Raw genomic sequence first — 22,189 nt, 5'->3', positions numbered from 1 at the left:
CTTTGCTGATCGGCTGGCAACGGGACGCCGGCGCGGTCGCGTCTCTTGTCCGGGACGTCTTGGAAGCGTCGCCGGGAAACCTTACATCCCGGCCAATCCCGTCGTCTTGGTGCAGGGGCCCCGCCGCGAGGCGCAAAACCGTCGCAAGGCAGCGCTGGACCCCGCACCCGCACGCGTCTAAACACGCGGTCGCATTGAGAATTCAGGCTTCGGGCCACGCGCGGACAACGCTGCGCGGCCGAAGGCCATACCACCGAAAGGCCCAACATGCTTGGCGCGCTCGCAAAGAAACTCTTCGGCTCGTCGAACGATCGGCGCGTCAAGGGCTATGGCCCCCGGGTCGCCGCGATCAACGCGCTGGAAAAGGAGGTCTCCGCGCTCAGCGACGAGGCTCTGCAGGCGCGCACCGTGGAGTTCCGGCAGCAGATCGCCAATGGCACGAAGCTCGACGACCTGCTGGTTCCGGCCTTCGCCACGGTTCGCGAAGCGGCCAAGCGCGTGCTCGGCCAGCGCCCCTACGATGTCCAGCTGATCGGCGGCATGGTGCTGCATGAGGGCGCCATCGCCGAGATGAAGACGGGCGAGGGCAAGACGCTCGTCGGCACCCTGCCGACTTATCTCAACGCGCTCGCCGGCAAGGGCGTGCATGTCGTCACCGTCAACGACTACCTCGCCCGCCGCGACGCCGAATGGATGGCCCGCCTCTACAACTTCCTCGGCCTGAGCGTCGGCATCATCGTCCATGGCATCGACGACGAGGAACGCCAGCGCGCCTATGCCAGCGACATCACCTACGGCACCAACAACGAATTCGGCTTCGATTATCTGCGCGACAACATGAAGTACGAGGTCGCGCAGATGAGCCAGCGCGGCCACCATTTCGCGATCGTCGACGAGGTCGATTCGATCCTGATCGACGAGGCCCGCACGCCGCTGATCATATCGGGCCCGCTCGACGACAAGTCCGATCTCTATGTCACCATCGACAAGGTCCTGCCGGGCCTGGTGGCGGGCGACTTCGAGGTCGACGAGAAGCAGCGCACGGTCTCGCTGACCGAGACCGGCAACGACCATATCGAGGAGCTGCTGCGCGAGGCCGGCCTGCTCAAGGAGGGCGACCTCTACGACGCGCAGAACGTCACGCTCGTCCATCACGTCAACCAGGCGCTGCGGGCGCACTCGCTGTTCACCCGCGACAAGGACTATATCGTCAGGGGCGACGAGGTCGTCATCATCGACGAGTTCACCGGCCGCATGATGCCGGGCCGGCGCTATTCGGAAGGGCTGCATCAGGCGCTGGAAGCCAAGGAGCACGTCACCGTCCAGCCCGAGAACGCGACGCTGGCCTCGATCACCTTCCAGAACTATTTCCGGCTCTATTCCAAGCTCGCGGGCATGACCGGCACGGCCTCGACCGAGGCCGACGAGTTCTTCGAGATCTACAAGCTCGAGGTCGTCGAGATCCCGACCAACCTTCCGGTCGCGCGCAAGGACGAGGACGACGAGGTCTACCGCACCTTCGAGGAGAAGGTTCGCGGCGTCATCCGCGAGATCAAGGAAGCCCAGAAGCTCGGCCAGCCGATGCTGGTCGGCACCACCTCGATCGAGCGCTCGGAACTCGTCGCCGAGATGCTGCAGAAGGACGGCTTCCAGCAGATTGACTTCACGGCACCCAACGCGCTGGAGCCGATCTACGCCGCTGCCCGCCAAGGCAAGCCGTCGAACTATTTCGCCGTGCTGAACGCCCGCTTCCACGAGCAGGAGGCCTATATCGTGGCGCAGGCCGGCGCGCCCGGCGTCATCACCATCGCCACCAACATGGCCGGCCGCGGCACCGACATCCAGCTCGGCGGCAATGCCGAGATGCGCATCAAGCACGATCTCGGCGATATGCCCGAGGGCGAGGAGCGCACCCGGCGCGAGGCCGAGATCCGCGCCGAAGTCGTCGATTTCAAGCAGCGCGTGATCAAGGCCGGCGGGCTCTACATCGTCGGCACCGAGCGCCACGAGAGCCGCCGCATCGACAACCAGCTGCGCGGCCGCGCCGGCCGCCAGGGCGATCCCGGCCGCTCCAAGTTCTTCCTGTCGCTGCAGGACGATCTGATGCGGATCTTCGGTTCGGACCGCATGGACGGCATGCTGACCAAGCTCGGCCTCAAGGAGGACGAGGCGATCGTCCATCCCTGGATCAACAAGGCGGTCGAGAAGGCTCAAGGGAAGGTCGAGGCGCGCAACTTCGACGTCCGCAAGAACATCCTGAAATACGACGACGTGATGAACTCCCAGCGCAAGGTGGTGTTCGAGCAGCGCCGCGACTTCATGCGCCAGGCGAGCGTGCGCGAGACGATCGACGACATGCGCCAGGGCGTCGCCGAGGATCTCGTCGCCCGTCACATTCCCGAGGAGGCCTATCCCGAGCAGTGGGATACCGCTGCCCTCAAGGAAGGCGTGATGCAGTTCCTCAATCTCGACCTGCCGATCGAGGAATGGGCGAAGGAAGAGGGCATTGCGGACGCCGAACTGCGCGAGCGCATCCGCAAGCTCGCCGACGAGGACTATGCCGCACGCATCGAGCGCAACACCGACGAGGTGATGACCTATGTCGAGAAGCAGGTGCTGCTGCAGACGCTCGACACGCTCTGGCGCGAGCATCTCGTCACGCTCGACCATCTCCGTCAGGTCATCGGCTGGCGCGGCTATGCCCAGCGCGATCCGCTGCAGGAATACAAGCAGGAGGCCTTCGAGCTCTATGATTCGCTGACCGACCGGCTGCGCGAGCAGGTCACCGGCAATCTGATGCGCATCGAGGTCCGCTTCGAGCAACCGGAGGAGGCCGCTCCGCCGCAGGACACGCTGCCGGCGCCCTTCGGCGATTACGGCTCGGGCGGCATGCAGTTCGCCGCGATCGAGGAGGATGTCGCCGTGCTCGACCGCAACCCCGACGATCCGTCGAGCTGGGGCAAGGTCGGCCGCAACGAGCCCTGCCCCTGCGGCTCCGGCAAGAAGTTCAAGCACTGCCACGGGCAGTACATCTGAGGCCCGGCGCCTGTCGCGGGCGACGGGCGTCAGCGCCACGGAAAAGCTGTGGAAGCGCGATGCTGAGGGCGTGGCCGCACTGGCCAAAGAAAGCGAGCGCGATCTATCCCTGAGCTTCACTCTTGGGATTTGGTCATGATCAGCCGCCTCGCATCGCTCTGCTTCCTCGCTGCAGTCCTCGCTGGGTGCAACACCGTTCAGAATCCGCTTGCCCAGCAACAGATCGAATCTCTTCGCCTCGCCACAGTGAATGTCGCTATCAGCGACACGACGACATTATGGTGGGGCGATGGCGACCGCGCCTTCGCTCGCAGCAAGGGTCGTTCGGAAAGCGACGCGGAGGAACTCTCCAAGACCCCTGAGGCACGCGCCTTCATCGCGAATGCCGTCACGGCGAAGATCAGTGCGGCACTGGAGCAGCAGCTCAAGCCGGTCCTGGCGGGGCAACGTCCGGTGAAGGTCGTCGTCCATCTCCGCCGGCTTTATATGGCCTCGGTCATCCAGCGTCTTGTGGTCGGCGGTCATCATGAGCTGGTCGCGGATGTGATGCTGGTTGATGCCAAGACCGGCTCGACGATCCTGGCCTATCCGGATTTCCGGACGATCGCGCTGGCAGGTCAGGGCATTGGCGGCACCTTGGTCGACGCGGCTGTCTTGGCGGACCCTATCGACAGGCTGACCCAGAATTTCGCGACCACCTATCGCGATTGGCTGCTGCCGCAACAGCCTAACTGATCCGCGGGCTGATCGGTCGTCCGCCTACTCGGTCCTTCGTCGCATCCCGCCGGGGCTGGACGCTGGCGCCCGCTGCGGCGCACAATCGCTCGCAGCCCATTGCGAGCGGACCCATGCCTGGATCGACCCATCAGACCCTGCCGAAGACCAGCGCCGGGCGCTTCTTCGAGGACTTCCATCTCGGCGACATGATCGTCCATGCGACGCCGCGCACGGTCACCTCGGGCGATGTCTCGCTCTATACGGCGCTCTACGGGCCGCGTTTCGCGGTGCAGTCCTCGGATGCTTTCGCCCGGGGGATCGGCTATCCCGCCGCGCCCGTCGACGACATGCTGGTGTTCCACATCGTCTTCGGCAAGACGGTGCCCGACGTCTCGATCAATGCGGTCGCCAATCTCGGCTATGCCGATGGGCGCTTCCTCGCGCCGGTGTTTCCGGGCGATACGCTGTCGGCGACGTCGGAGGTGATCGGCCTGAAGCAGACCTCGTCGGGCGATGCGGGCATCGTCTATGTACGCTCGGTCGGCCGCAACCAGAGGGCTGAGATCGTGCTGAGCTATGTGCGCTGGGTGCTGGTGCGCAAACGCCAGCCGGGCACGCCTGCCCATGCCGAACTTGTGCCGGATCTGCCCAAGGCGGTGCCGCCGGAGGAGCTCGGCCAGGGTTGCCCGCTGCTCGACCTCTCCGCCTATGACGACGCGCTGGCCGGCAGCCCCTTCCGCTGGGGCGATTATGCGGCGGGCGAGCGCATCGACCATGTCGACGGCATGACGGTAGAAGAGGCCGAGCACCAGATCGCCACCAGGCTCTACCAGAACACAGCCAAGGTGCATTTCGATGCGCATAGTGCGCGCGAGACCCGCTTCGGCAAGCGGCTGATCTATGGCGGCCATGTCATCAGCCTGGCGCGGGCCTTGTCCTTCAACGGTCTCGGCAATGCCTTCCACATCGCCGCGATCAATGGCGGGCGCCATGTCGCGCCGCTGTTTGCAGGCGATACGGTCTTCGCCTGGAGCGAGGTGCTGGAGGTGGCGGCGCTTCCCGGCCGCAGGGATGTCGGGGCGCTGCGGCTGCGGCTCGTCGCGGCCAAGAACCGCACTTGTGCCGACCACCCGCTGAAATCGGGCGACCAGTATGCCACGGATGTCATCCTCGATCTCGACTACTGGGCGCTGCTGCCGCGGTAGGGCAGGGCTCGAGGCAGGGTCGGGGCCGATCGCGCGCGCAACGTCTGTCGCCATTTTTCGCGCTCCCTGCGGTTTTCGGTAACGAATGACAGATTATGGTGTCTGTCACTTCGCTGTGAGCATGCCGCATTGCAGCAGGGTTCCGGTTTCGTTACAGAGCCAGACACTCTAGAACGATCCCAAATGGATAAGGCCTGCCGCAGGGCCATCTGAGTCGGAGAACGATCTTGGCCGAGGTCAAACAGGCGGCGCGCCCGCTTTCGCCGCATCTGCAGATCTATCGCTGGTCCTGGACCATGGCGATGTCGATCGCGCATCGGGCCACGGGTTGTGCGCTCTATGGCGGCACCGTGCTCATCGCGGCCTGGCTGGTCGCTGCCGCATCCGGTCCGGCCGCCTTCGAGACCGCGCAGTGGATCGCCGGATCGATCCTCGGGCGGCTGGTGCTGTTTTTGTATTCCTTCGCGCTGCTGCACCACATGGTCGGTGGTCTCAGGCATTTCGTCTGGGACATGGGCTATGGCTACGAGCCGCAGACCCGGATGAACATGGCCAAGTACAGCGTCTTCGTTTCAGGCGGGCTGACATTGCTCGTCTGGATCGTCGCCTACGTCGTTCGTTGAGGAGGCAGACGATGCATTCCAACTCCTCCATGCGCACGCCCCTGTCGCGGGTTCGCGGCCTCGGTTCCGCCAAATCCGGCACCGGACATTTCTGGCTCCAGCGCGTCACGGCGGTGGCCAACGTCGTCCTGACGCTGATCTTCCTGTGCGTGGTGATCCGCCTCTTCGGAAAGCCCTATCCGGCGGCCCTTGCCATTCTGTCGCACCCGCTGGTGGCGATCCTGATGCTGCTCTTCGTCGTATCGGGAACGGTCCATATGCGGATCGGCATGCAGGTCGTGATCGAGGACTACGTCCATGGCGAGGGCGCCAAGATCGCGGCCGTGATGGCCAATACCTTCTTTGCGATCGCGGTCGGCGCAGCTTGCGTCTTCGCGGTGCTGAAGCTCTCGTTTGGAGGCTGATCCGATGGCGATCACCAAGTCCCGTCCGGTCCCGGCCTATGCCGGCCAGGCCTATGCGATCACCGACCACACCTTCGACGTCGTCGTCGTCGGCGCGGGCGGTGCCGGCCTTCGCGCCACCGTCGGCTGTTCGCAGGCCGGCCTGCGCACCGCCTGCATCTCCAAGGTGTTCCCGACGCGCTCGCATACGGTCGCAGCCCAGGGCGGCGTCGCCGCCTCGCTCGGCAATATGGGCAAGGACACCTGGCAGTGGCACATGTTCGACACCGTCAAGGGGTCGGATTGGCTCGGCGACCAGGACGCGATCGAATATCTCGTCCGCAATGCGCCCGCCGCCGTCTACGAGCTCGAGCATTGGGGCGTGCCGTTCTCGCGCACCGAGGACGGCAAGATCTACCAGCGCCCCTTCGGCGGCATGACCACCGAATTCGGCGAGGGTCCGCCGGCCCAGCGCACCTGCGCGGCGGCCGACCGCACCGGCCACGCCATGCTGCACACGCTCTATGGCCAGGCGCTGCGCTACAACACCGAGTTCTTCATCGAATACTTCGCCATCGACCTGATCATGGACGAGGACGGGCATTGCCGCGGCGTGATCGCGCTCAAGCTCGATGACGGCACGCTGCACCGCTTCCGCTCGCAGCAGACGATCCTGGCGACGGGCGGCTATGGCCGCTCCTATTTCTCCGCGACCTCGGCCCATACCTGCACCGGCGACGGTGGCGGCATGGTGCTGCGCGCCGGCCTGCCGATGCAGGACATGGAGTTCGTGCAGTTCCACCCGACCGGCATCTACGGCTCGGGCTGCCTGATCACCGAGGGCGCGCGCGGCGAAGGCGGCTACCTGACCAATTCCGAGGGCGAGCGCTTCATGGAGCGCTATGCCCCCTCAGCCAAGGACCTGGCCTCGCGCGACGTCGTCTCGCGCTCGATGACCATGGAAATCCGTGGCGGGCGCGGCGTCGGCAAGAACAAGGACCACATCTACCTGCATCTCGACCATCTGGATCCGAAGATCCTGCATGAGCGCCTGCCGGGCATCTCCGAGAGCGCCAAGATCTTCGCCGGCGTCGACGTGACACGCGAGCCGATCCCGGTCATCCCGACGGTGCATTACAACATGGGCGGCATCCCCACGAACTTTCACGGCGAGGTCCTGACCAAGGTCGACGGCAACCCCGACACCGTGGTGCCGGGCCTGATGGCGATCGGCGAGGCGGCCTGCGTCTCCGTGCATGGCGCCAACCGGCTGGGCTCGAACTCGCTGATCGACCTCGTGGTCTTCGGCCGCGCGGCCGGCCTGCGCTGCGCCGATACGGTCACCGCCGGCGAAAAGCAGCCGGAACTGCCGAAGAACTCGGCCGATCTGGCGCTGACCCGTCTCGACAAGTACCGTAACGCCTCGGGTGGCACCCCGACGGCGGAACTGCGCGGGCGCATGCAGCGGATCATGCAGGACAATTGCGCGGTCTACCGCACCGGCGAGACGCTGGAAGAGGGCCACAAGCTGATCCACGAGGTCTGGGACGGGCTGCCCGATATCGGCACCACCGACCGCTCGCTGATCTGGAACTCGGACCTGATCGAGACGCTGGAATTCGACAACCTGATCACCCAGGCGGTCGTCACCATGGACTCCGCCCTGCAGCGTCCGGAAAGCCGTGGCGCCCATGCTCGCGAGGACTATCCGAACCGCGACGACAAGGACTGGATGAAGCACACGCTCGCCTGGATCGACGACGAGCAGCGCACGGTCTCTGTCGATGACCGCCCGGTCCACACCTACACGCTCTCGAACGACATCGAGTACATCAAGCCCAAGGCGCGGGTGTATTGAGGACGATCTGACAGATGGCCGAATTCAATCTCCCGCAGAACTCCCGCCTTGTCGCGGGCAAGACCTGGCCGAAGCCGGCCGGCGCCAGCAAGCTGACCGAGTTCAAGGTCTATCGATGGAGCCCCGACGACACCGAGAATCCGCGCACCGACACTTACTTTGTCGACCGCGAGGATTGCGGGCCGATGGTCCTGGACGCGCTGATCTGGATCAAGTCCAAGATCGACCCGACGCTGACCTTCCGCCGCTCCTGCCGCGAGGGCATCTGCGGCTCCTGCGCCATGAACATGGACGGGAAGAACGGCCTCGCCTGCACCACCGGCATCGACGAATGCGGCGGCAAGGGCAACAAGGTCGCGATCTACCCGCTGCCGCACATGCCCGTCATCAAGGACCTCGTGCCGGACCTGACGCGCTTCTACGCCCAGCACGCCTCGATCGAGCCCTGGCTGAAGACGACGACGCCGGCGCCCGAGAAGGAATGGGCGCAGGGCAAGGAGGACCGCGAGAAGCTCGACGGGCTCTATGAGTGCATTCTCTGCGCCTGCTGCTCGACCTCCTGCCCGAGCTATTGGTGGAACGGCGACCGCTATCTCGGCCCCGCCGCCCTGCTGCAGGCCTATCGCTGGCTGATCGATAGCCGCGACGAGGCGACCGGCGAGCGGCTCGACGATCTGGAAGACCCCTTCCGGCTCTATCGCTGCCACACCATCATGAACTGCGCGAATGCCTGCCCGAAGGGTCTGAACCCGGCGAAGGCGATCGCGGAAGTGAAAAAGATGATGGTCACCCGCCAGGTCTGAGGGCGAAAATCCGCGAGCGCGGCCGTCTAACGCGGCCGGCTGCGCTTCCGGTGCTCACGGACATAAGTCCGCTCCGCTCCGGTTCTCGCCGAACACGCCAACCGACACACGCTGGCGAATTTTCAGGCGCCCGGCGCACAGCGTCATTCTCGGGCGTAGCCCTCGGGTCCGATCTTCGATCGGCCCAAGGATAAACTCCGCGAAGACCCGAGAATCTCAGGACAAGAGGGCACTGGTTTCCGGGATGGTCGGGTCAAGCCCGACCATGACGCCAGGGGCCGCGACCATGACGCCAAGGGCAGGCTGTCAGCCGATGAACCGCCCCGGCGAAAACGGCATCGGGTCGATCGGCGGCGTCTCGCCGCAGACCATGGCCGCGATGATCTCGCCGGTGATCGGGCCGGTCGAGAAGCCGATATGCTGGTGGCCGAAGGCGAGCCAGAGGCCGGGGTTGCGTGGCGCCTCGCCGATCATCGGCAGTGAATCCGGCAGGGTCGGACGGGCGCCGCGCCAGGTTTCGCCGACGACCTCGCCGAGCGGAAAGGCCTCGTGGGCAGCGGCCGTGGCGGCCTCGATCTGGCGGTGCTCGTCGGGCGCGTCGCGGAACGACAGGTCGACGCCGCTGGTGATGCGGAAACCCTGCTCCATCGGCGCCATGTAATAGGCGCCATCGACATCATAGACCGGCCGCGACAGGCTTGTGCCGGCCTGCGGTTGGAGATGGCGGTGGTAGCCCCGCTCGACATCGAGCCCGGGATCGAGCCCGAGCGGCTTCAGCAGATCGCCGGTCCAGGGGCCGAGCGCGACCACAGCGACCTCAGCCTCGAAGCGTCCCGTCGTCGTGCTGGCGCGCCAGCCGGCAGCGTCATGGCGGGCGAGCCCGCTGACGGCGGCCTGCTCGATGCGCCCGCCGCGTTCCGCGAAGAGTGCGGCATAGGCCGCCGTGACCGCGCCGGGGGAATCGACCGAACCGACGCAGGGAATCAGGAGCCCGGCCGGAAAGATCGGGTTGAGGCTCGGCTCGATGCCGGAGATGCCCTGCCGGTCCAGGACCTGCGCCTCAATGCCATGTGCCTGCAGGAAGTCGTGCTCCGCCTGCGCGGCGGCATGGCCGGCCTCGGTGCGCCAGAGCTTGAGCGTCCCGGTCTCGCGGAGGCGGTGCGAGACGCCGGCTTCGGCCATCAGGGCGCGGTGGCGCGCGACCGTGCTTTCGGTCAGGGACTGCAGGGCCGCGATGCGGGCCTTCGCCTGCGAAGGGCGGGCCTCCCAGAGAAAGCGCAGCAGCCAGCCCGGCCGGCCGAGCGCCCGCCGCCAGCTGAGATTGAGCGCAGGATGGCGGTTGCCGAGATAGTCGGCGATCTTCGCATAGAGCGAGGGGTTGTTCAGCGGGACGAAGGAGGAGGCGGCGAGCACGCCTGCGTTGCCGTAGGAGGTCTCGCGGCCGGGTTCGCGCCGGTCGATCAGCGTCACGGCAAAACCGCGCTTCTGGAGCGACAGCGCGCAGGAGACGCCGACCATGCCGGCGCCGAGAACGATGGCTGTACGGGTCAAACGCTTGCTGCCTCTGCGGGGGCCTTGAGCCAGTGGTCGAGGAAGCCGTCCAGCCAGAGCCGGATGGCCGGATCGTATTGATACCAGCCGTCGAGATGCATGTGGCGCAGCTGCGCGCCCGGCATCAGCGTGCGCTCATGGCCGCGGATCGACCAGCGGCACATCATCGCCGGGGTCACCTCGGGGTGGAACTGGATGCCGTAGCAGCGGGACTCCGCGCGGATCGCCTGCACCGGGAAATCGCCGCCGGTCGCCAGGCATTCCGCTCCTGTCGGGCAGTCGAAGCCGTCGCGATGCCATTGATAGACGGTGTCGGGCCAGGCGAAGCCGGCCTCGGTGGCGTGGAGCCTGCCATGGTCGGTCTGGTCGAGCTTGTAGTAGCCGACCTCGGCGCGACCCTCGCCATGGGTGTAGACGCGGGCGCCGAGATGCTTGGCCATCATCTGCGCGCCCAGGCAGATGCCGAGGAAGGGCGCGTCCTCCCTGAGGCAGGTGCCGATCCAGTCGATCTCGGTCTTGATGAAATCATCGGGATCATTGGCGCCCATCGGTCCGCCGAAGATCACGGCGCCGGCATGGTCTGCCATCGTCTGCGGCAGCGGGTCGCCATAGCGCGGCTTGCGGATGTCGAGCGCATGGCCGCGCGCCTGGAGCAGGCGGCCGACGCGTCCCGACGTCGAATGCTCCTGATGCAGCACGATCAGGACAGGCTTGAGCGGGGGAAGCTGCGAGGCTGGCCGGCGCCGACGATGCGTCGCGCGCAGCTTGCTGATCGGAAGGGTCAAAAGCGCGTGGTCGTTCATCGCGAGATCAGGTCGCCGGGAAGCAGTCTTGAAAGGGGCACTGGCAGCACGCGATGAGCATCGCCCGAGAATGCGGTCGCAATACAGGTGAGGCAAGCAATTTATGGGCCGAAGCCGCATGGCGAGGCCGCCTGGGACGCATGCCGGATCGGGGCAGGAATGGGGCGGGCAACGGTCCGAAACCAGTCTTTCACGACGTTCGGCTTGACTTGCCCGTAAAATCAAGCGATGAGAATGAACGTTCATTCTCATCGCTTGAGGTCTTTTGTGCCGTCGTTTGTCGCCCTTGATACGCCCGAGCGCATGCCGGCCGCCGGGCCCGCGGAGCGCGGCCCGTCGGAGCGCCAGATCCGCATCCTGGACGCGGCCGAGAGCGTGTTCGCGCGGGCCGGCTTCCATGCCGCGACGATGCAGGATGTCGCCGCCGAGGCCGGCATGAGCCCGGGTAATCTCTACCGGTACTTCGCTTCGAAGGACGCGATCATCGCCGGCATGGCCGAGCGCGACCGCACGCTGATCGCGGCCGATTTCGCCGGGCTCGATCCGGCCAGGGGCAGCGTGCTCGATCAGCTCGAGGCACTGGGACGTCGCCACCTTGTCGATGAGCCGCGCGAAAAATCGATCATCGCGCTGCTGATCTGGGCGGAAGCCGCCCGCAATCCGGCGATGGCGCAGATGTGCGCCTCGATCGACGGGACAGTCGTCGGTGGTCTGGCGCAGGCCATCGCCGGCGCCAAGGCCAATGGTGAACTGCCGTCCAATCTCGACGATGCGCGGTTCCTGCAGGCCATCTTCATGATGGCGGACGGCTTTCTGTGCCGCCGCGCCACCGATCCCCAGTTCGATCCCGCCATGGCGGCGGAGACCCTGTTCAAGGCGATGCGCGGACTCGCCCATGTGCTGCTCCAACCCGAGCCCGGGAGCGTATCAGCATGACTTGCCCGACCAACTCGCCCGCCCAGACCCCGAAGGCCAACGTCATGTCGCAGACAACTGCTGTTTCGCGCCTTGCCGCGCTGTCCCTGCTGGTGGCGGGACTGGTCGCCGTTTCTCCGCAGGCACAGGCTCAGGTGCCCGCCGCCGCCCAGACCGCGCCGGCCGCTGGCCCTTCCGTGACCGTGACCAAGGCGAAGATCTCCGAGATCGTCCAGAGCGTCCTGGTGTCCGGTTCGATGATCGCGCGCGACCAGGTCATGGTGCAGCCCGAGGTCGATGGCCTGTCCATCGTCGACATCCTGGCCGAGGAGGGCGACCGCGTCGCTGCCGGGCAGGTTCTGGCGCGGTTGTCGCGCACGACCCTCGAGGTTCAGAAGACGCAGAACGACGCGCAGATTGCGCGGGCCGACGCCGGCATCGCCCAGGCCACGGCCCAGATCGCCGAGGCGCAGGCCAATCTCGTCGCCGCCGACAACAATTTCGACCGCACCAAGGCCCTGCGCAGCAGCGGCAACGTCTCCAACGAGACCTATGACCAGCGCGATGCCATCGCCCGCGCCGCCGCGGCCAAGCTCAACTCCGCCAAGCAGGCGCTCGCCATCGCCACCGCCGATCGCGCTTTGGCGACGGCGCAAGGCCGCGACATCGAGGTGAGGCTCGCCCGCACCGAGATCAGGGCGCCGAAGGGCGGCATCGTCAGCCGTCGCAATGCCAGGCTCGGCGCCACCGCCGCCCTGGCCGCAGCCGAGCCGCTGTTCCGCATCATCGAGGACGGCGCGGTGGAACTCGAGGCCGAGGTCGCCGAGGTCGAACTCCCCGGCCTCAAGCTCGGGCAGCCGGTGGCGGTGACGCCGGCCGGCGCAACGCAGGCGCTGGCGGGCACGATCCGCCTGATCGCGCCCGAAGTCGACAAGGCCTCGCGGCTCGGCCGGGTGAGGGTGTCTCTCACCGGCAATCCGCCGGTGGCGATCGGCTCGTTTGCGCGCGGCATGATCGAGACCGGGCGCAAGACGGTCGTCACCCTGCCGCTGTCGGCGATCACCTATGGGCGCTCCGGCGCGACCGTGCAGAGCGTCAGCGAGGGCAAGGTCACGACGAAATCCGTCCAGCTCGGCCTCGCCGGCGACGGCCGCGCCGAGATCGTGTCGGGCATCAGCGAAGGCGAGACGGTGGTCGCGCGCGCCGGCACCTTCGTGCGCGACGGCGACGTCATCACGCCCGTCGCGACGAACTGACGAGAGGCGGCATCCGTGAACATCAACTTCTCCGCGTGGTCGATCCGCAAGCCGGTTCCGGCGATCCTGCTCTTCTTCGTGCTGTGCGTGCTCGGCCTTCTGTCGTTCTCGAAGCTGCCGGTGACGCGCTTCCCCAACATCGACGTGCCGCTCGTCTCGGTGACGATCACCCAGTCGGGCGCCGCGCCCTCCGAGCTCGAAAGCCAGGTCAGCAAGCGCGTCGAGGATGCGGTCGCCAACATCACCGGCGTCAAGCATGTCGTCTCGACGCTCACCGACGGGCAATCGTCCACGATCATCGAGTTCCGGCTCGAGACCAACACCGACCGCGCCGTCAACGACGTCAAGGATGCAGTCGCGAAGATTCGCGCCGATCTGCCGCGCACCATCGACGAGCCGATCATCCAGCGCATCGATGTCGAGGGCCAGTCGATCATCACCTTCGGCGCGGCCTCGACCGGGATGACGCTGGAGCAGCTCTCCTGGCATGTCGACGATGTCGTCGCGCGCGAATTGCAGGGGCTCAAGGGCGTCGGCCGCGTCGAGCGCTATGGCGGCGTCGACCGCGAGATCCGGATTTCGCTCGACCCCGACCGGCTGCTGGCGCTGGGCACCACGGCCGGCGAGGTCAACCGCCAGATTCGTGCGACCAATGTCGACCTCGCCGGCGGGCGCGGCGAGGTCGGCGGCCAGGAGCAGGCGATCCGGACGCTCGCGGGCGCCCGCACGGTGGCCGAGCTCGCCGAGACCAAGATCACCCTGACCGGCGGCCGCGAGGTCCGGCTGAAGGAGCTCGGCCGGGTCGAGGATTCCAATTCGGAGCCGCGCGCCTTCGGGCGGCTCGACAAGAGCCCGGTCGTCTCCTTTGCGGTGTTCCGCTCGAAGGGGTCGAGCGAGCTTTCGGTCAAGGAGGTCGTCGCCGCCCGCATCGCCGATCTCAACAAGCGCTTCCCCGACATCACGCTGAAGCCGATCGACGACGCGGTCGCCTATACCTATGGCAACTACAAGGCGGCGATGGGCACGCTGCTGGAGGGCGCAGGCCTGGCGGTGCTCGTCGTGTTCCTGTTCCTGAAGAACTGGCGCGCCACGCTCATCACCGCGATCGCGCTGCCGCTCTCGGCGATCCCGACCTTCTGGGCGATGGAGCTGATGGGCTTCTCGCTCAACCTCGTCAGCCTGCTCGGCATCACCCTGGTGACAGGTATCCTGGTCGATGACGCGATCGTCGAGATCGAGAACATCGTCCGCCACATGAAGATGGGCAAATCGCCCTATCGCGCCGCGATGGAGGCCGCCGACGAGATCGGGCTTGCGGTCATCGCGATCACGCTGACGATCGTCGCGATCTTCGCGCCGGTGTCCTTCATGGGCGGCGTCGCCGGCCAGTATTTCCGCCAGTTCGGATTGACGGTCGCGGTCGCGGTGCTGTTCTCGCTGCTGGTCGCCCGGCTGATCACGCCGATGATGGCGGCCTATCTGATGAAGCCGGTCAAGCATGAGGACGCCAAGGACGGCATCGTCATGGGGAGCTATGTCGGCCTGCTCAAGGCGACGACCGCCTCGCGCCGGCTGCCGGTTCTGCCGCGCTTTGACGGCAGCGGGCGCTGGCGCACGATCCCCTTCAACATGTCCTATCTGACGCTGGTGCTGGGCTTTGCCTTCCTCTGGGGCTCCATCCACGCCACCTCCCTGCTGCCGACCGGCTTCATCCCCGACGAGGACACCTCGCGCGTCGTCGCCTCCGTCGAGCTGCCGCCCGGCTCCACGCTGGAGGATACCCGCGTCACCACCGACAGGATCGTCGACCGGTTGCGCGAAATCCCCGAGGTGACGCAGGTCTTCGTGCTCGGCGGCGCCTCGCCGACGGGCCAGCGCGAGGTCCGGCGCGCCGCCGTCATCATCAAGCTCAAGCCCAAGGCCGAGCGGACCGCGCGCCAGAAGGACCTCAAGGTCGTCATCGCCCAGAAGCTCGCCAGCGTGCCCGATGTGCGCGCCTGGTATGTCAACGAGCGCGGCGAGCGCGAAATGGCCTTCTCGATCCTGTCCAAGGACGGGGCGGCGCTCGGCGAAGCCGTGGCGCGGATCGAGAGCCGGATGCGCAAGATCGACGGCTATCTCAATGTCGCGACCTCGGGCTCGCTGTCGCGGCCGGAGCTGACGGTGCGGCCGAAGCTCGAGGCGGCGGCCAGCCTCGGCGTCACGCCGGAAGCGATCTCGGAAGCCGTCCGCGTCGCCACGATCGGCGATGTCGGCGCCAATCTCGCCAAGTTCAATGCCGGCGACCGGCTGGTGCCGATCCGCGTGCAGCTCGACGAGGCGGCCCGCGCCGACATCCGCAACATCGCGGCGCTGCGCGTCACCAATACGAGCGGCGTCTCGATCCCGCTGACGGCGGTGGCCGATATCGGCTTCGGCGAGGGGCCGAGCTCGATCGACCGCTATGACCGCGTCCGCCGCGCCGCGATCGGCGCCGATCTCAAGCGCGGCTTCGAGCTCGGCACCGCGCAGGAGACCTTCACCGGAATCGTCAAGGAGGTCGGGCTGCCGCCGGGCGTCTGGATCGCGGCGACCGGCGACGCGGAGATTCAAGGAGAGGTCGTGCAGGGCTTCATCACGGCGATGACGACCGGGCTGATGCTGGTCTTCGTCGTGCTGATCCTGCTGTTCGGCTCGGTGTTCCAGCCGATCACGATCCTGCTCTCGCTGCCGCTCTCCTTCGGCGGCGTGGTCATCGCCCTGCTCGCGACCGGCAAGCCGGTGTCGATGCCGGTCTATATCGGCCTTTTGATGCTGATGGGCATCGTCACCAAGAACGCGATCATGCTGGTCGATTTCGCGGTCGAGGAGGAGGGGCGTGGCAAGGACCGGCGCACCGCCCTGCTGGAAGCCGGCCGCAAGCGGGCGCGGCCGATCGTGATGACGACGATCGCGATGGCGGCGGGCATGGCTCCCTCCGCCTACGGGCTGGGCGACGGCGGCGAGTTCCGCGCGCCGATGGCGATCGCGGTGATCGGCGGGTTGCTCGTCTCGACCGTGCTCAGCCTCGTCTTCGTGCCGTCCTTCTACGCGGTGATGGACGATCTCTCGAAGGCCACGGGATGGCTGTTCGGGCGCTTCTTCAGCAAGCCGGAGGATGAGAGCCTGTGGCAGGCGATGCCCGAGGACGGGCATGGGGCGCCGGGGCACGGGGCGCCCGGGGATGGCGAGGCGCAGATGAAGCTGCCGCTGCCGCCACCGAGGCTGGCGGCGGAGTGATCAGGCGAGTTCGAAGGGAAACGGCGTCGGCTCGTATATGTTGGCAACGCCGGCCCGTCTGACCACCATGACCTCCCATTGCCGTAGCAACTCGGCGACGCCGATCTTGTCCTCCCGCTTCAGGAGGGGCCCCAACTCGTCGACGAGATACTGAAACTCATGGAGCCGCCACCCCAGTTTGCTGCGCTCCCACGTCTCCATTTTTTCAAGGATTCTGATTGCTTCGCCGAAGCGGCCGCAGGCTGCATGGAAATGCAACTGGTAGGGCTCGTACCGGAGCTGGCTTTCATATCCGTAAGAGTATGGATACTTCAGCATCGTCATTGCCTCGATTGTCGAGGCAGGACGCAATCTTGGCAGAATGGTTCCTTCGACGGCATCGATGAATGCTTCCGCCAAGCCCGGTTCGGACCATTTCGCCGGTGCTCCACGTTCGGTGTAAAACTGATCAAGCCAGATGCCCTGGAGAGACGAACGAGGATTGAAAGTATGTCCGATCGACCACAGGAAATGCGGGCGGTCAGCAGAGCTCGTCCGGTCTATCGAGATCGCGCGAATGACGTGGCGTATTGGTTTCAGGACCGCGAATGGACCATGAACGACAAGGTCTGCATTTCGCGATTGGATGAGATCCAGCAAGAATTTGATCTGTTTTTTCGTCGTCACGAACTCGGCCTTACCTCTATGACGACGACGCGGGAGATGTTCCTGATTGCCCGGAAGGGTGCAACAGCGAGCTCCTTCCACCGCCGCTCATCGATGCCGCGCCGGCCCGTCTTGAAATCATAGATGCACAGCGTTCCATCCTCCCGCAATTCATACGCATCGATACGGACCGATCGGGGGTAGCCGTAGCGGACGAATTCATCTGGAGTCGATTCGAGCATTTGCTTCGCGAATGATTGCTCCGCCTTCAGATCTGGATACCGTGCGTCCTCGATCTGATCTTTCAGATATTGGTGAATGAACGTGCCATAGATCGCTGCATGGGGGTAGTTGTTCGCCGGCCCTGCCGCCGAGACTGCGCGGTCGAGCCGCGATTGCAGTTCCGGAAGATATTTGCATGCAGTCTCGGCTTCGGCCTGTTCGACCTTTCCGACATAAGTCAGATCTAGGGCGCCGCCGGCATTTTCGCTCGGCCGAAAGTCGCGAGCGTTGAAGCCCATGACGGCTTGCGGGCCATCGGCTCTGTTTTCTCCAGAAAGCCAGCCGAATAGCACGGCTCCGGCCGCGCCGACTCCTTGCCGGAGGCCCGAGTACGCGGGTTGCACCGTCGCGACCGGCTCCGGCCCGGACGGCGTCCAGACCGACCGGCTGATCGCCTCGCCATCGGGCCCGCCTTCTCGGATCGTCTGGCTCTTGTCCGTGATCTCGAAGGTGACCTTGTCGCCGTCGGGCGTCGTGACGGTGTGGCGCTCGTCGAAGCCGGCTTCTCGGGAGGCGGCGTATTCGGAATGGATCGTGCTGCCGTCGCGGTTGACGATGGCGCGTTCGGAGACCGCGCCATCCTCTTCGCGGCTTTCCTCGTAGAAGGCCCACGCTTCGTTGCCGGTCTCGTCGATGACGAAGCCGGCTTCAGGTGCGAATTCCGCCAGGTCGCCGCCATCCCCGAAGCCGGGCATGGTGCTGCCGCCGCTCCCGCCGCCGCCGCCCGCACCGCTGGTCCATTGTCCGCCACCGGTGCCGCCTGCCGGAACGCGGGGCTGCGAGGGGTTGTACTTGCGCCTCACAATATCGCGGCGCAGCAGCCGCGTTTCGTCCTGAAGACGGATCAGGCTGCGGCGCAGGCGGATGATCTCGCCCTCGCCGGCGGTTTCGGGGCGATGGCGATCGGATCTGGCGGACATGGAGCACTCCCGGTTTGGAGCGCCTATTCTCCGGCCGGTTCAGGCGCAGGGGATAAGTCGACCGGGTTCAGTCCGGAGCGTTTTCGATCAGCGCTCAAGCATGGATCCCGGATCGGCGCCGCCATCGCGGCTTGTCCGGGTTGACCGCGCGTTGTCTGGAGAGATCCACCGTCAGATCGACGGCGACATCGCCGGGCGCCCTCCGCCCGTCGGCGCCGGGGGCTGCTGGTTCCTGCGGCTCAGCATTTCGCCGCGCGATTTGACGATCTGGGCGACGACGACGTCCTGGATGCTCTGGGCGGCGGCGCGGCGCACCGCCTCGCGGTCGACGGGGCGGCTGGCGTCGTGCTCCTGGATCTCGATGATCGCCTGGGCGAGCGCATCGACATCGGCCTTGCAGAAGATCATCGCGGCCTTGGCGACGACCTCGGCCTTCTCGTCGGTCGCCAGCATCGGCGTGCCCTCCCGGCCGATGCAGGTCATCATCTTCACGCGGATCAGGTCGCGCGTCTTCTCCAGCACCGCCTTCTTCTCGGCCCTGGCCTGGCTGCTGGCCTGCGTCTCCGCCTCGGGCGGGCGAGCGGCATTCTGCCCGGCTGACGGGTTGACCGGGCCGCGAATGCTGGCGCTCTGCCTGGCGCAGGCGGCCAGGGCGGGCAGCATCTCGCCGGTCGAGGTCAGGGCGAAGGTCAGGCGCTGGTCGTTGGCGACGAGTTCCAGATAGCTGCCGCGGCGGAAGGCGTTGATGAGCTGCGAATCATCGGGCATCGCTATGGTCAAAAGGCTCGCCGTCTTCACATCCGCGGTGACGTCGACGCGCGAGCTGCGGTCGAAGACCAGCTGGAGATTCAGCCGGGCGCCGGGCTTGAGGCGCCAGTTGGGATGCGCGAAGCCGATCAGCCATTTGAAGTCGGCGGTGATCGAGGTCAACATCCGGGTGCCGTTGCGATAGCCGGCATTCACGGCGCAGTGCGAGAAGGCGCCGGTGGCGTCGTTGGTGAAGGCCCCGCCGGACCAGTTGCCGACGACGATCTTGCCATAGGGGCCAGCGGCGTGCGCCGGAAGCGCCAGCAGCAGGCTCGAAGCCAGAACAACTCCACGCAGCATGCTCACCTCGGCAGGTTGAGGCGCAAGGATGCCGTCGCGCGCCCGATATCGCAATCCCAGGAGATGCCAGGCGGTTCCATCCGCCTGGCTGGCGCCGCCGCGCTGGCATGGCGGCACGATCCCGGCCGGCATGCGCCGCGGGTTTCGTGTCGTTGGCAGCCCGAACGGGGTGCGCGGAGCCGGATGGCGGCGCGGATGCGACCGCGTGCCGATGTCGAGTGTCGATGTCGAGGTGTCGATGCGGCGGATCTTGCCGCGTCCGGCTCCACGCGCGGTTCTCTTCTGGTGCCCCTCGCCGCCGATTAAGGTCGGTCAGGACCGGGATTGCTGATGTCCCCGGCGACGAGAGCCCCTCCGGGCAGCCGGCCTGCAAGGGCCGCCCATCCCGGACACCGCATTCCGCCCGGCCGCACGATGCCTCGCGACAGCCCCCTTGGTCGGGTGGAACGCGGTGAGGATAGGCATGGATTGGCAGGCCGGGGATAAGTCGCGGCTGCCCGGAGAGGCCGATCGCTTGAAGGCGGGGCTCGTTCCCTTCCCCCTGCTTGCGGTGGGGAAGGGTTAGGGATGGGGACGGAAAAGCAGGGCTCGCCCCTTTCGCCGACGAAGCGCCGAGCGGCACTGCCCCCCACCCCGGCCCTCCCCACCCAACATCGGATGTTTCCGATGTTGGTCAACACCTGCCTATGTCGGCTACAGCCGACATGGGTAAGCGGGGGGAGGGAGAAGACGGCGGCGCGCCTGAGACGCTTCAGCCCTTCCGCACCATCAGCACGGCTGCCAGGATCGCGATGCCACCGAAGGCCTGCACCGGCGAGGGCTGTTCACCGAAGAGCGCCCAGGCGGCGAGCACCGCGACCATTGCCGGCCAGACCATGACGAGCGAGGCAGCGCTGGCGCCGTAATGGCCGAGCGCCAGCGTGATCAGGCCCTGGCCCATCGCATGCGAGACGAGGCCGAGCGCGATCACCGCGAGCCAGCCCTGCAGGCTGGCCGGCATGATCGTCTCACCCAGCGCAAAGGCCGTGACGAGGCAGAAGACGGCGCAGATCGCGCTCGCAATCAGGCTGATGCGGCCGGGCTCGGCGCGGTCTCGGGCGCGGCTGATCGCCATGATGTAGGCGGCATAGGAGATGGCGGCGGCGATGGCGAGGCTGTCGCCGAACAGGCCGCCGGGCGCGGGCGCGGTCGTGGCGGTGAATTTCGGCAGGACCAGCATCATCGCGCCGGCGACCGCCAGGGCCAGCGCGCCGAGAATGCGCCGGCTCGGGCGCTGCGAAAAGAGCAGCCAGCCGCCGAGAACGACCGCGACCGGCGAGAGATTGCCGAGCAGCGAGGCGTTGGCGATGGTCGTGAAGCCGAGCGAGGCATTGTAGAGCACGACGTCGATTCCGAAGAAGAGGCCGGCCAGCGCGATCGGGAGCAAGGCGCCGGTCGTGGCGACGGTGCGTCCCGGACGACGCTGCTCCAGCCCCATCCACAGGCCGAGCACCGGCAGCGCGAAGGCCATGCGCCAGAAGCCTGCGGCGGCCGGGCCGACATCGGCGAAGCGCACGAACACGCCGGAAAAGCCGATGCAGGTCGCGCCGGCCAGCAGCGCGAGGAACATGGCGAGCGCAGGCGCGGTCGGGGCAGGCATGACGGCGGCGGGGGCGGACATGGTGGAGTCGCTCATGGCTTATGTTCTTGGAATTCGTGTCTGCAGAGCAGTCCGTCATTGCGAGCGCAGCGAAGCAATCCAGGGGGACGTCGAGCGAGCCGATCTGGATTGCTTCGCTGCGCTCGCAATGACGATGAGCCTGCTCTACGCCCCTTTCTTCCATCGGAAAAACGGATTATTCTGATTTAACCATTCTTAAAAACGATCGATGGAGACTGTGCCATGTCCGGGCATTTCGATCTGGCGGCGCTCGACATGCTGGTGGCGGTGGTCGAGAGCGGCGGCTTCACGGCGGCCGGCGCGCGGCTCGGGCGGACGCAATCGGCGATTTCGGTACGGATCCAGGATCTCGAGCACCAGCTCGGCCACAAACTGCTGGAGCGCTCGCGGCGCGGCGTGGTGCCGACCCATGCCGGCGAAAGGCTGATCGCCCATGCCAGGCGGTTGCTCGCGATCCAGCGCGAGGCGCTCGACGATCTCGGCGGCAGCAGCGCCTCGGGGCGGCTGCGCATCGGCATTCCCGACGATTACGTCGACGCCTTCCTGCGGCCGCTGATCGCGCGCTTCGCCGCCGAGCATCCCAAGGTCGAGCTCGAACTGCATTGCGACCTGTCGAAGCGGATCGAGCCGGCGGTCGCGGCCGGCGAATTCGATCTCGCGGTGGTGACGCAGGATCCCAGGCGGCCGGTCGGCGAGGTGATCCGGCGCGAGCCGGTGGTCTGGATCGCGGCGCGCGGCCACCGGCCGGAACTGCAGGAGACGCTGCCGCTGGCGCTGTTCTCGGAGGGCTGCCGGGTGCGGCCGCGCCTGCTCGCCTGCCTGGCGGAGGCGGAGAAGGACTATCGCCTCGTCTTCTCGTGCTCGCACACCTCGGGCATGCTGTCGGCGGTCGAGGCGGGGTTCTGCGTCACGGCGGTGACCGAGAGCGCGGTGCCGGCGACGGCGCGGCGGCTAGGCCCGGCGGATGGCCTGCCGGCGCTGTTTGACCTGTCTGTCGGGCTGATCATGGGGCCGCAGCCGGGGCTGGCGGCGCGCCGCTTCGCAGACGCGCTGCGCGAGGAGATGGCGGCGCCGAGGCTGGCTGCGTGATGCGAGCCGTCATTCTCGGGCGAAGCGCAGCGCAGACCCGAGAATCTCCGGCCCGAGATGCTCGGGTCTGCGCCCGAG

17 protein-coding genes are annotated in these 22,189 nt (G+C 66.7%); 11 read left to right on the top strand and 6 right to left on the bottom strand.

The features are described 5' to 3' along the window. Positions 1 to 267: 267 nt before the first annotated feature. The 7 genes from secA to AE618_RS10165 all read left to right on the top strand — a co-directional run bounded on the left by secA (position 268) and on the right by AE618_RS10165 (position 8,625). Positions 268 to 3,036, top strand: a complete 2,769-nt coding sequence (gene secA / locus AE618_RS10195) for a preprotein translocase subunit SecA (protein WP_054208957.1) — start codon at positions 268 to 270, stop codon at positions 3,034 to 3,036. Between the two features lie 135 nt (positions 3,037 to 3,171). Beyond that, positions 3,172 to 3,771 carry a hypothetical protein gene (locus AE618_RS10190; RefSeq protein WP_054208956.1) on the top strand — a complete coding sequence of 200 codons (600 nt, stop codon included), beginning with the start codon at positions 3,172 to 3,174 and terminating at the stop codon, positions 3,769 to 3,771. Positions 3,772 to 3,884: 113 nt separating this feature from the next. Beyond that, a complete protein-coding gene (locus tag AE618_RS10185) occupies positions 3,885 to 4,958 on the top strand; it encodes a MaoC family dehydratase (protein ID WP_054208955.1) in 1,074 nt (357 codons plus the stop codon). Positions 4,959 to 5,185: 227 nt separating this feature from the next. Continuing rightward, positions 5,186 to 5,581: a succinate dehydrogenase, cytochrome b556 subunit gene (gene sdhC / locus AE618_RS10180; protein WP_054208954.1), complete on the top strand. Its 396-nt coding sequence runs from the start codon at positions 5,186 to 5,188 to the stop codon at positions 5,579 to 5,581. An 11-nt stretch (positions 5,582 to 5,592) separates the two neighbouring features. Further along, positions 5,593 to 5,985, top strand: a complete 393-nt coding sequence (gene sdhD, locus AE618_RS10175) for a succinate dehydrogenase, hydrophobic membrane anchor protein (protein ID WP_054208953.1) — start codon at positions 5,593 to 5,595, stop codon at positions 5,983 to 5,985. Between the two features lie 4 nt (positions 5,986 to 5,989). Continuing rightward, positions 5,990 to 7,822 (top strand): succinate dehydrogenase flavoprotein subunit, encoded by a 1,833-nt coding sequence (gene sdhA, locus AE618_RS10170; RefSeq protein ID WP_054208952.1) that lies wholly within the window; start codon positions 5,990 to 5,992, stop codon positions 7,820 to 7,822. A gap of 14 nt (positions 7,823 to 7,836) precedes the next feature. Further along, entirely contained in the window at positions 7,837 to 8,625 is a 789-nt protein-coding gene (locus tag AE618_RS10165; RefSeq protein ID WP_054208951.1) for a succinate dehydrogenase iron-sulfur subunit, read from the top strand. A 306-nt stretch (positions 8,626 to 8,931) separates the two neighbouring features. Here the strand turns inward: AE618_RS10165 and AE618_RS10160 are convergent, their stop codons facing one another. Both AE618_RS10160 and AE618_RS10155 read right to left on the bottom strand, forming a co-directional pair. Next, positions 8,932 to 10,176, bottom strand: coding sequence for an NAD(P)/FAD-dependent oxidoreductase (locus AE618_RS10160; protein WP_248310820.1), 1,245 nt, complete (start codon positions 10,174 to 10,176; stop codon positions 8,932 to 8,934). Then, positions 10,173 to 10,979, bottom strand: coding sequence for a glutamine amidotransferase (locus AE618_RS10155; RefSeq protein WP_082365163.1), 807 nt, complete (start codon positions 10,977 to 10,979; stop codon positions 10,173 to 10,175). Before AE618_RS10155 ends, AE618_RS10160 begins: the two co-directional genes overlap by 4 nt. A 267-nt stretch (positions 10,980 to 11,246) precedes the next feature. Between AE618_RS10155 and AE618_RS10150 the strand changes: the two genes are divergently transcribed. The 3 genes from AE618_RS10150 to AE618_RS10140 are packed head-to-tail and all read left to right on the top strand — an operon-like array spanning position 11,247 to position 16,408. Continuing rightward, a complete protein-coding gene (locus AE618_RS10150) occupies positions 11,247 to 11,915 on the top strand; it encodes a TetR/AcrR family transcriptional regulator (RefSeq protein WP_210166453.1) in 669 nt (222 codons plus the stop codon). Beyond that, positions 11,912 to 13,150 (top strand): efflux RND transporter periplasmic adaptor subunit, encoded by a 1,239-nt coding sequence (locus AE618_RS10145; RefSeq protein WP_082365161.1) that lies wholly within the window; start codon positions 11,912 to 11,914, stop codon positions 13,148 to 13,150. The genes AE618_RS10150 and AE618_RS10145 overlap by 4 nt, the downstream gene beginning before the upstream one ends. 15 nt (positions 13,151 to 13,165) lie before the next feature. Next, a complete protein-coding gene (locus AE618_RS10140; RefSeq protein WP_082365160.1) occupies positions 13,166 to 16,408 on the top strand; it encodes an efflux RND transporter permease subunit in 3,243 nt (1,080 codons plus the stop codon). On the opposite strand, the gene AE618_RS27925 is transcribed toward AE618_RS10140, so the two are convergent. From AE618_RS27925 to AE618_RS10120, 4 genes are all read right to left on the bottom strand, one after another. Next, a complete protein-coding gene (locus tag AE618_RS27925) occupies positions 16,409 to 17,074 on the bottom strand; it encodes a hypothetical protein (protein ID WP_156330203.1) in 666 nt (221 codons plus the stop codon). Further along, on the bottom strand, positions 17,071 to 18,255 hold the full coding sequence (locus AE618_RS10130) for a hypothetical protein (protein ID WP_054208947.1): 1,185 nt from the start codon (positions 18,253 to 18,255) through the stop codon (positions 17,071 to 17,073). The genes AE618_RS27925 and AE618_RS10130 overlap by 4 nt, the downstream gene beginning before the upstream one ends. Before the next feature lie 171 nt (positions 18,256 to 18,426). Beyond that, a complete protein-coding gene (locus AE618_RS10125) occupies positions 18,427 to 19,362 on the bottom strand; it encodes a hypothetical protein (protein WP_156330202.1) in 936 nt (311 codons plus the stop codon). A gap of 751 nt (positions 19,363 to 20,113) precedes the next feature. Then, positions 20,114 to 21,037 (bottom strand): DMT family transporter, encoded by a 924-nt coding sequence (locus AE618_RS10120; protein WP_082365159.1) that lies wholly within the window; start codon positions 21,035 to 21,037, stop codon positions 20,114 to 20,116. Between the two features lie 207 nt (positions 21,038 to 21,244). Here AE618_RS10120 and AE618_RS10110 point away from each other — a divergent pair, with 207 nt between their 5' ends. After that, entirely contained in the window at positions 21,245 to 22,111 is an 867-nt protein-coding gene (locus AE618_RS10110) for a LysR family transcriptional regulator (RefSeq protein ID WP_054208943.1), read from the top strand. Positions 22,112 to 22,189: the final 78 nt, after the last annotated feature.

This window comes from Allobosea vaviloviae (assembly GCF_001298265.1).
GTDB classification, from domain to species: Bacteria; Pseudomonadota; Alphaproteobacteria; order Rhizobiales; family Beijerinckiaceae; genus Allobosea; species Allobosea vaviloviae_B.
This window is presented reverse-complemented; position numbering and strand designations above follow the sequence as displayed.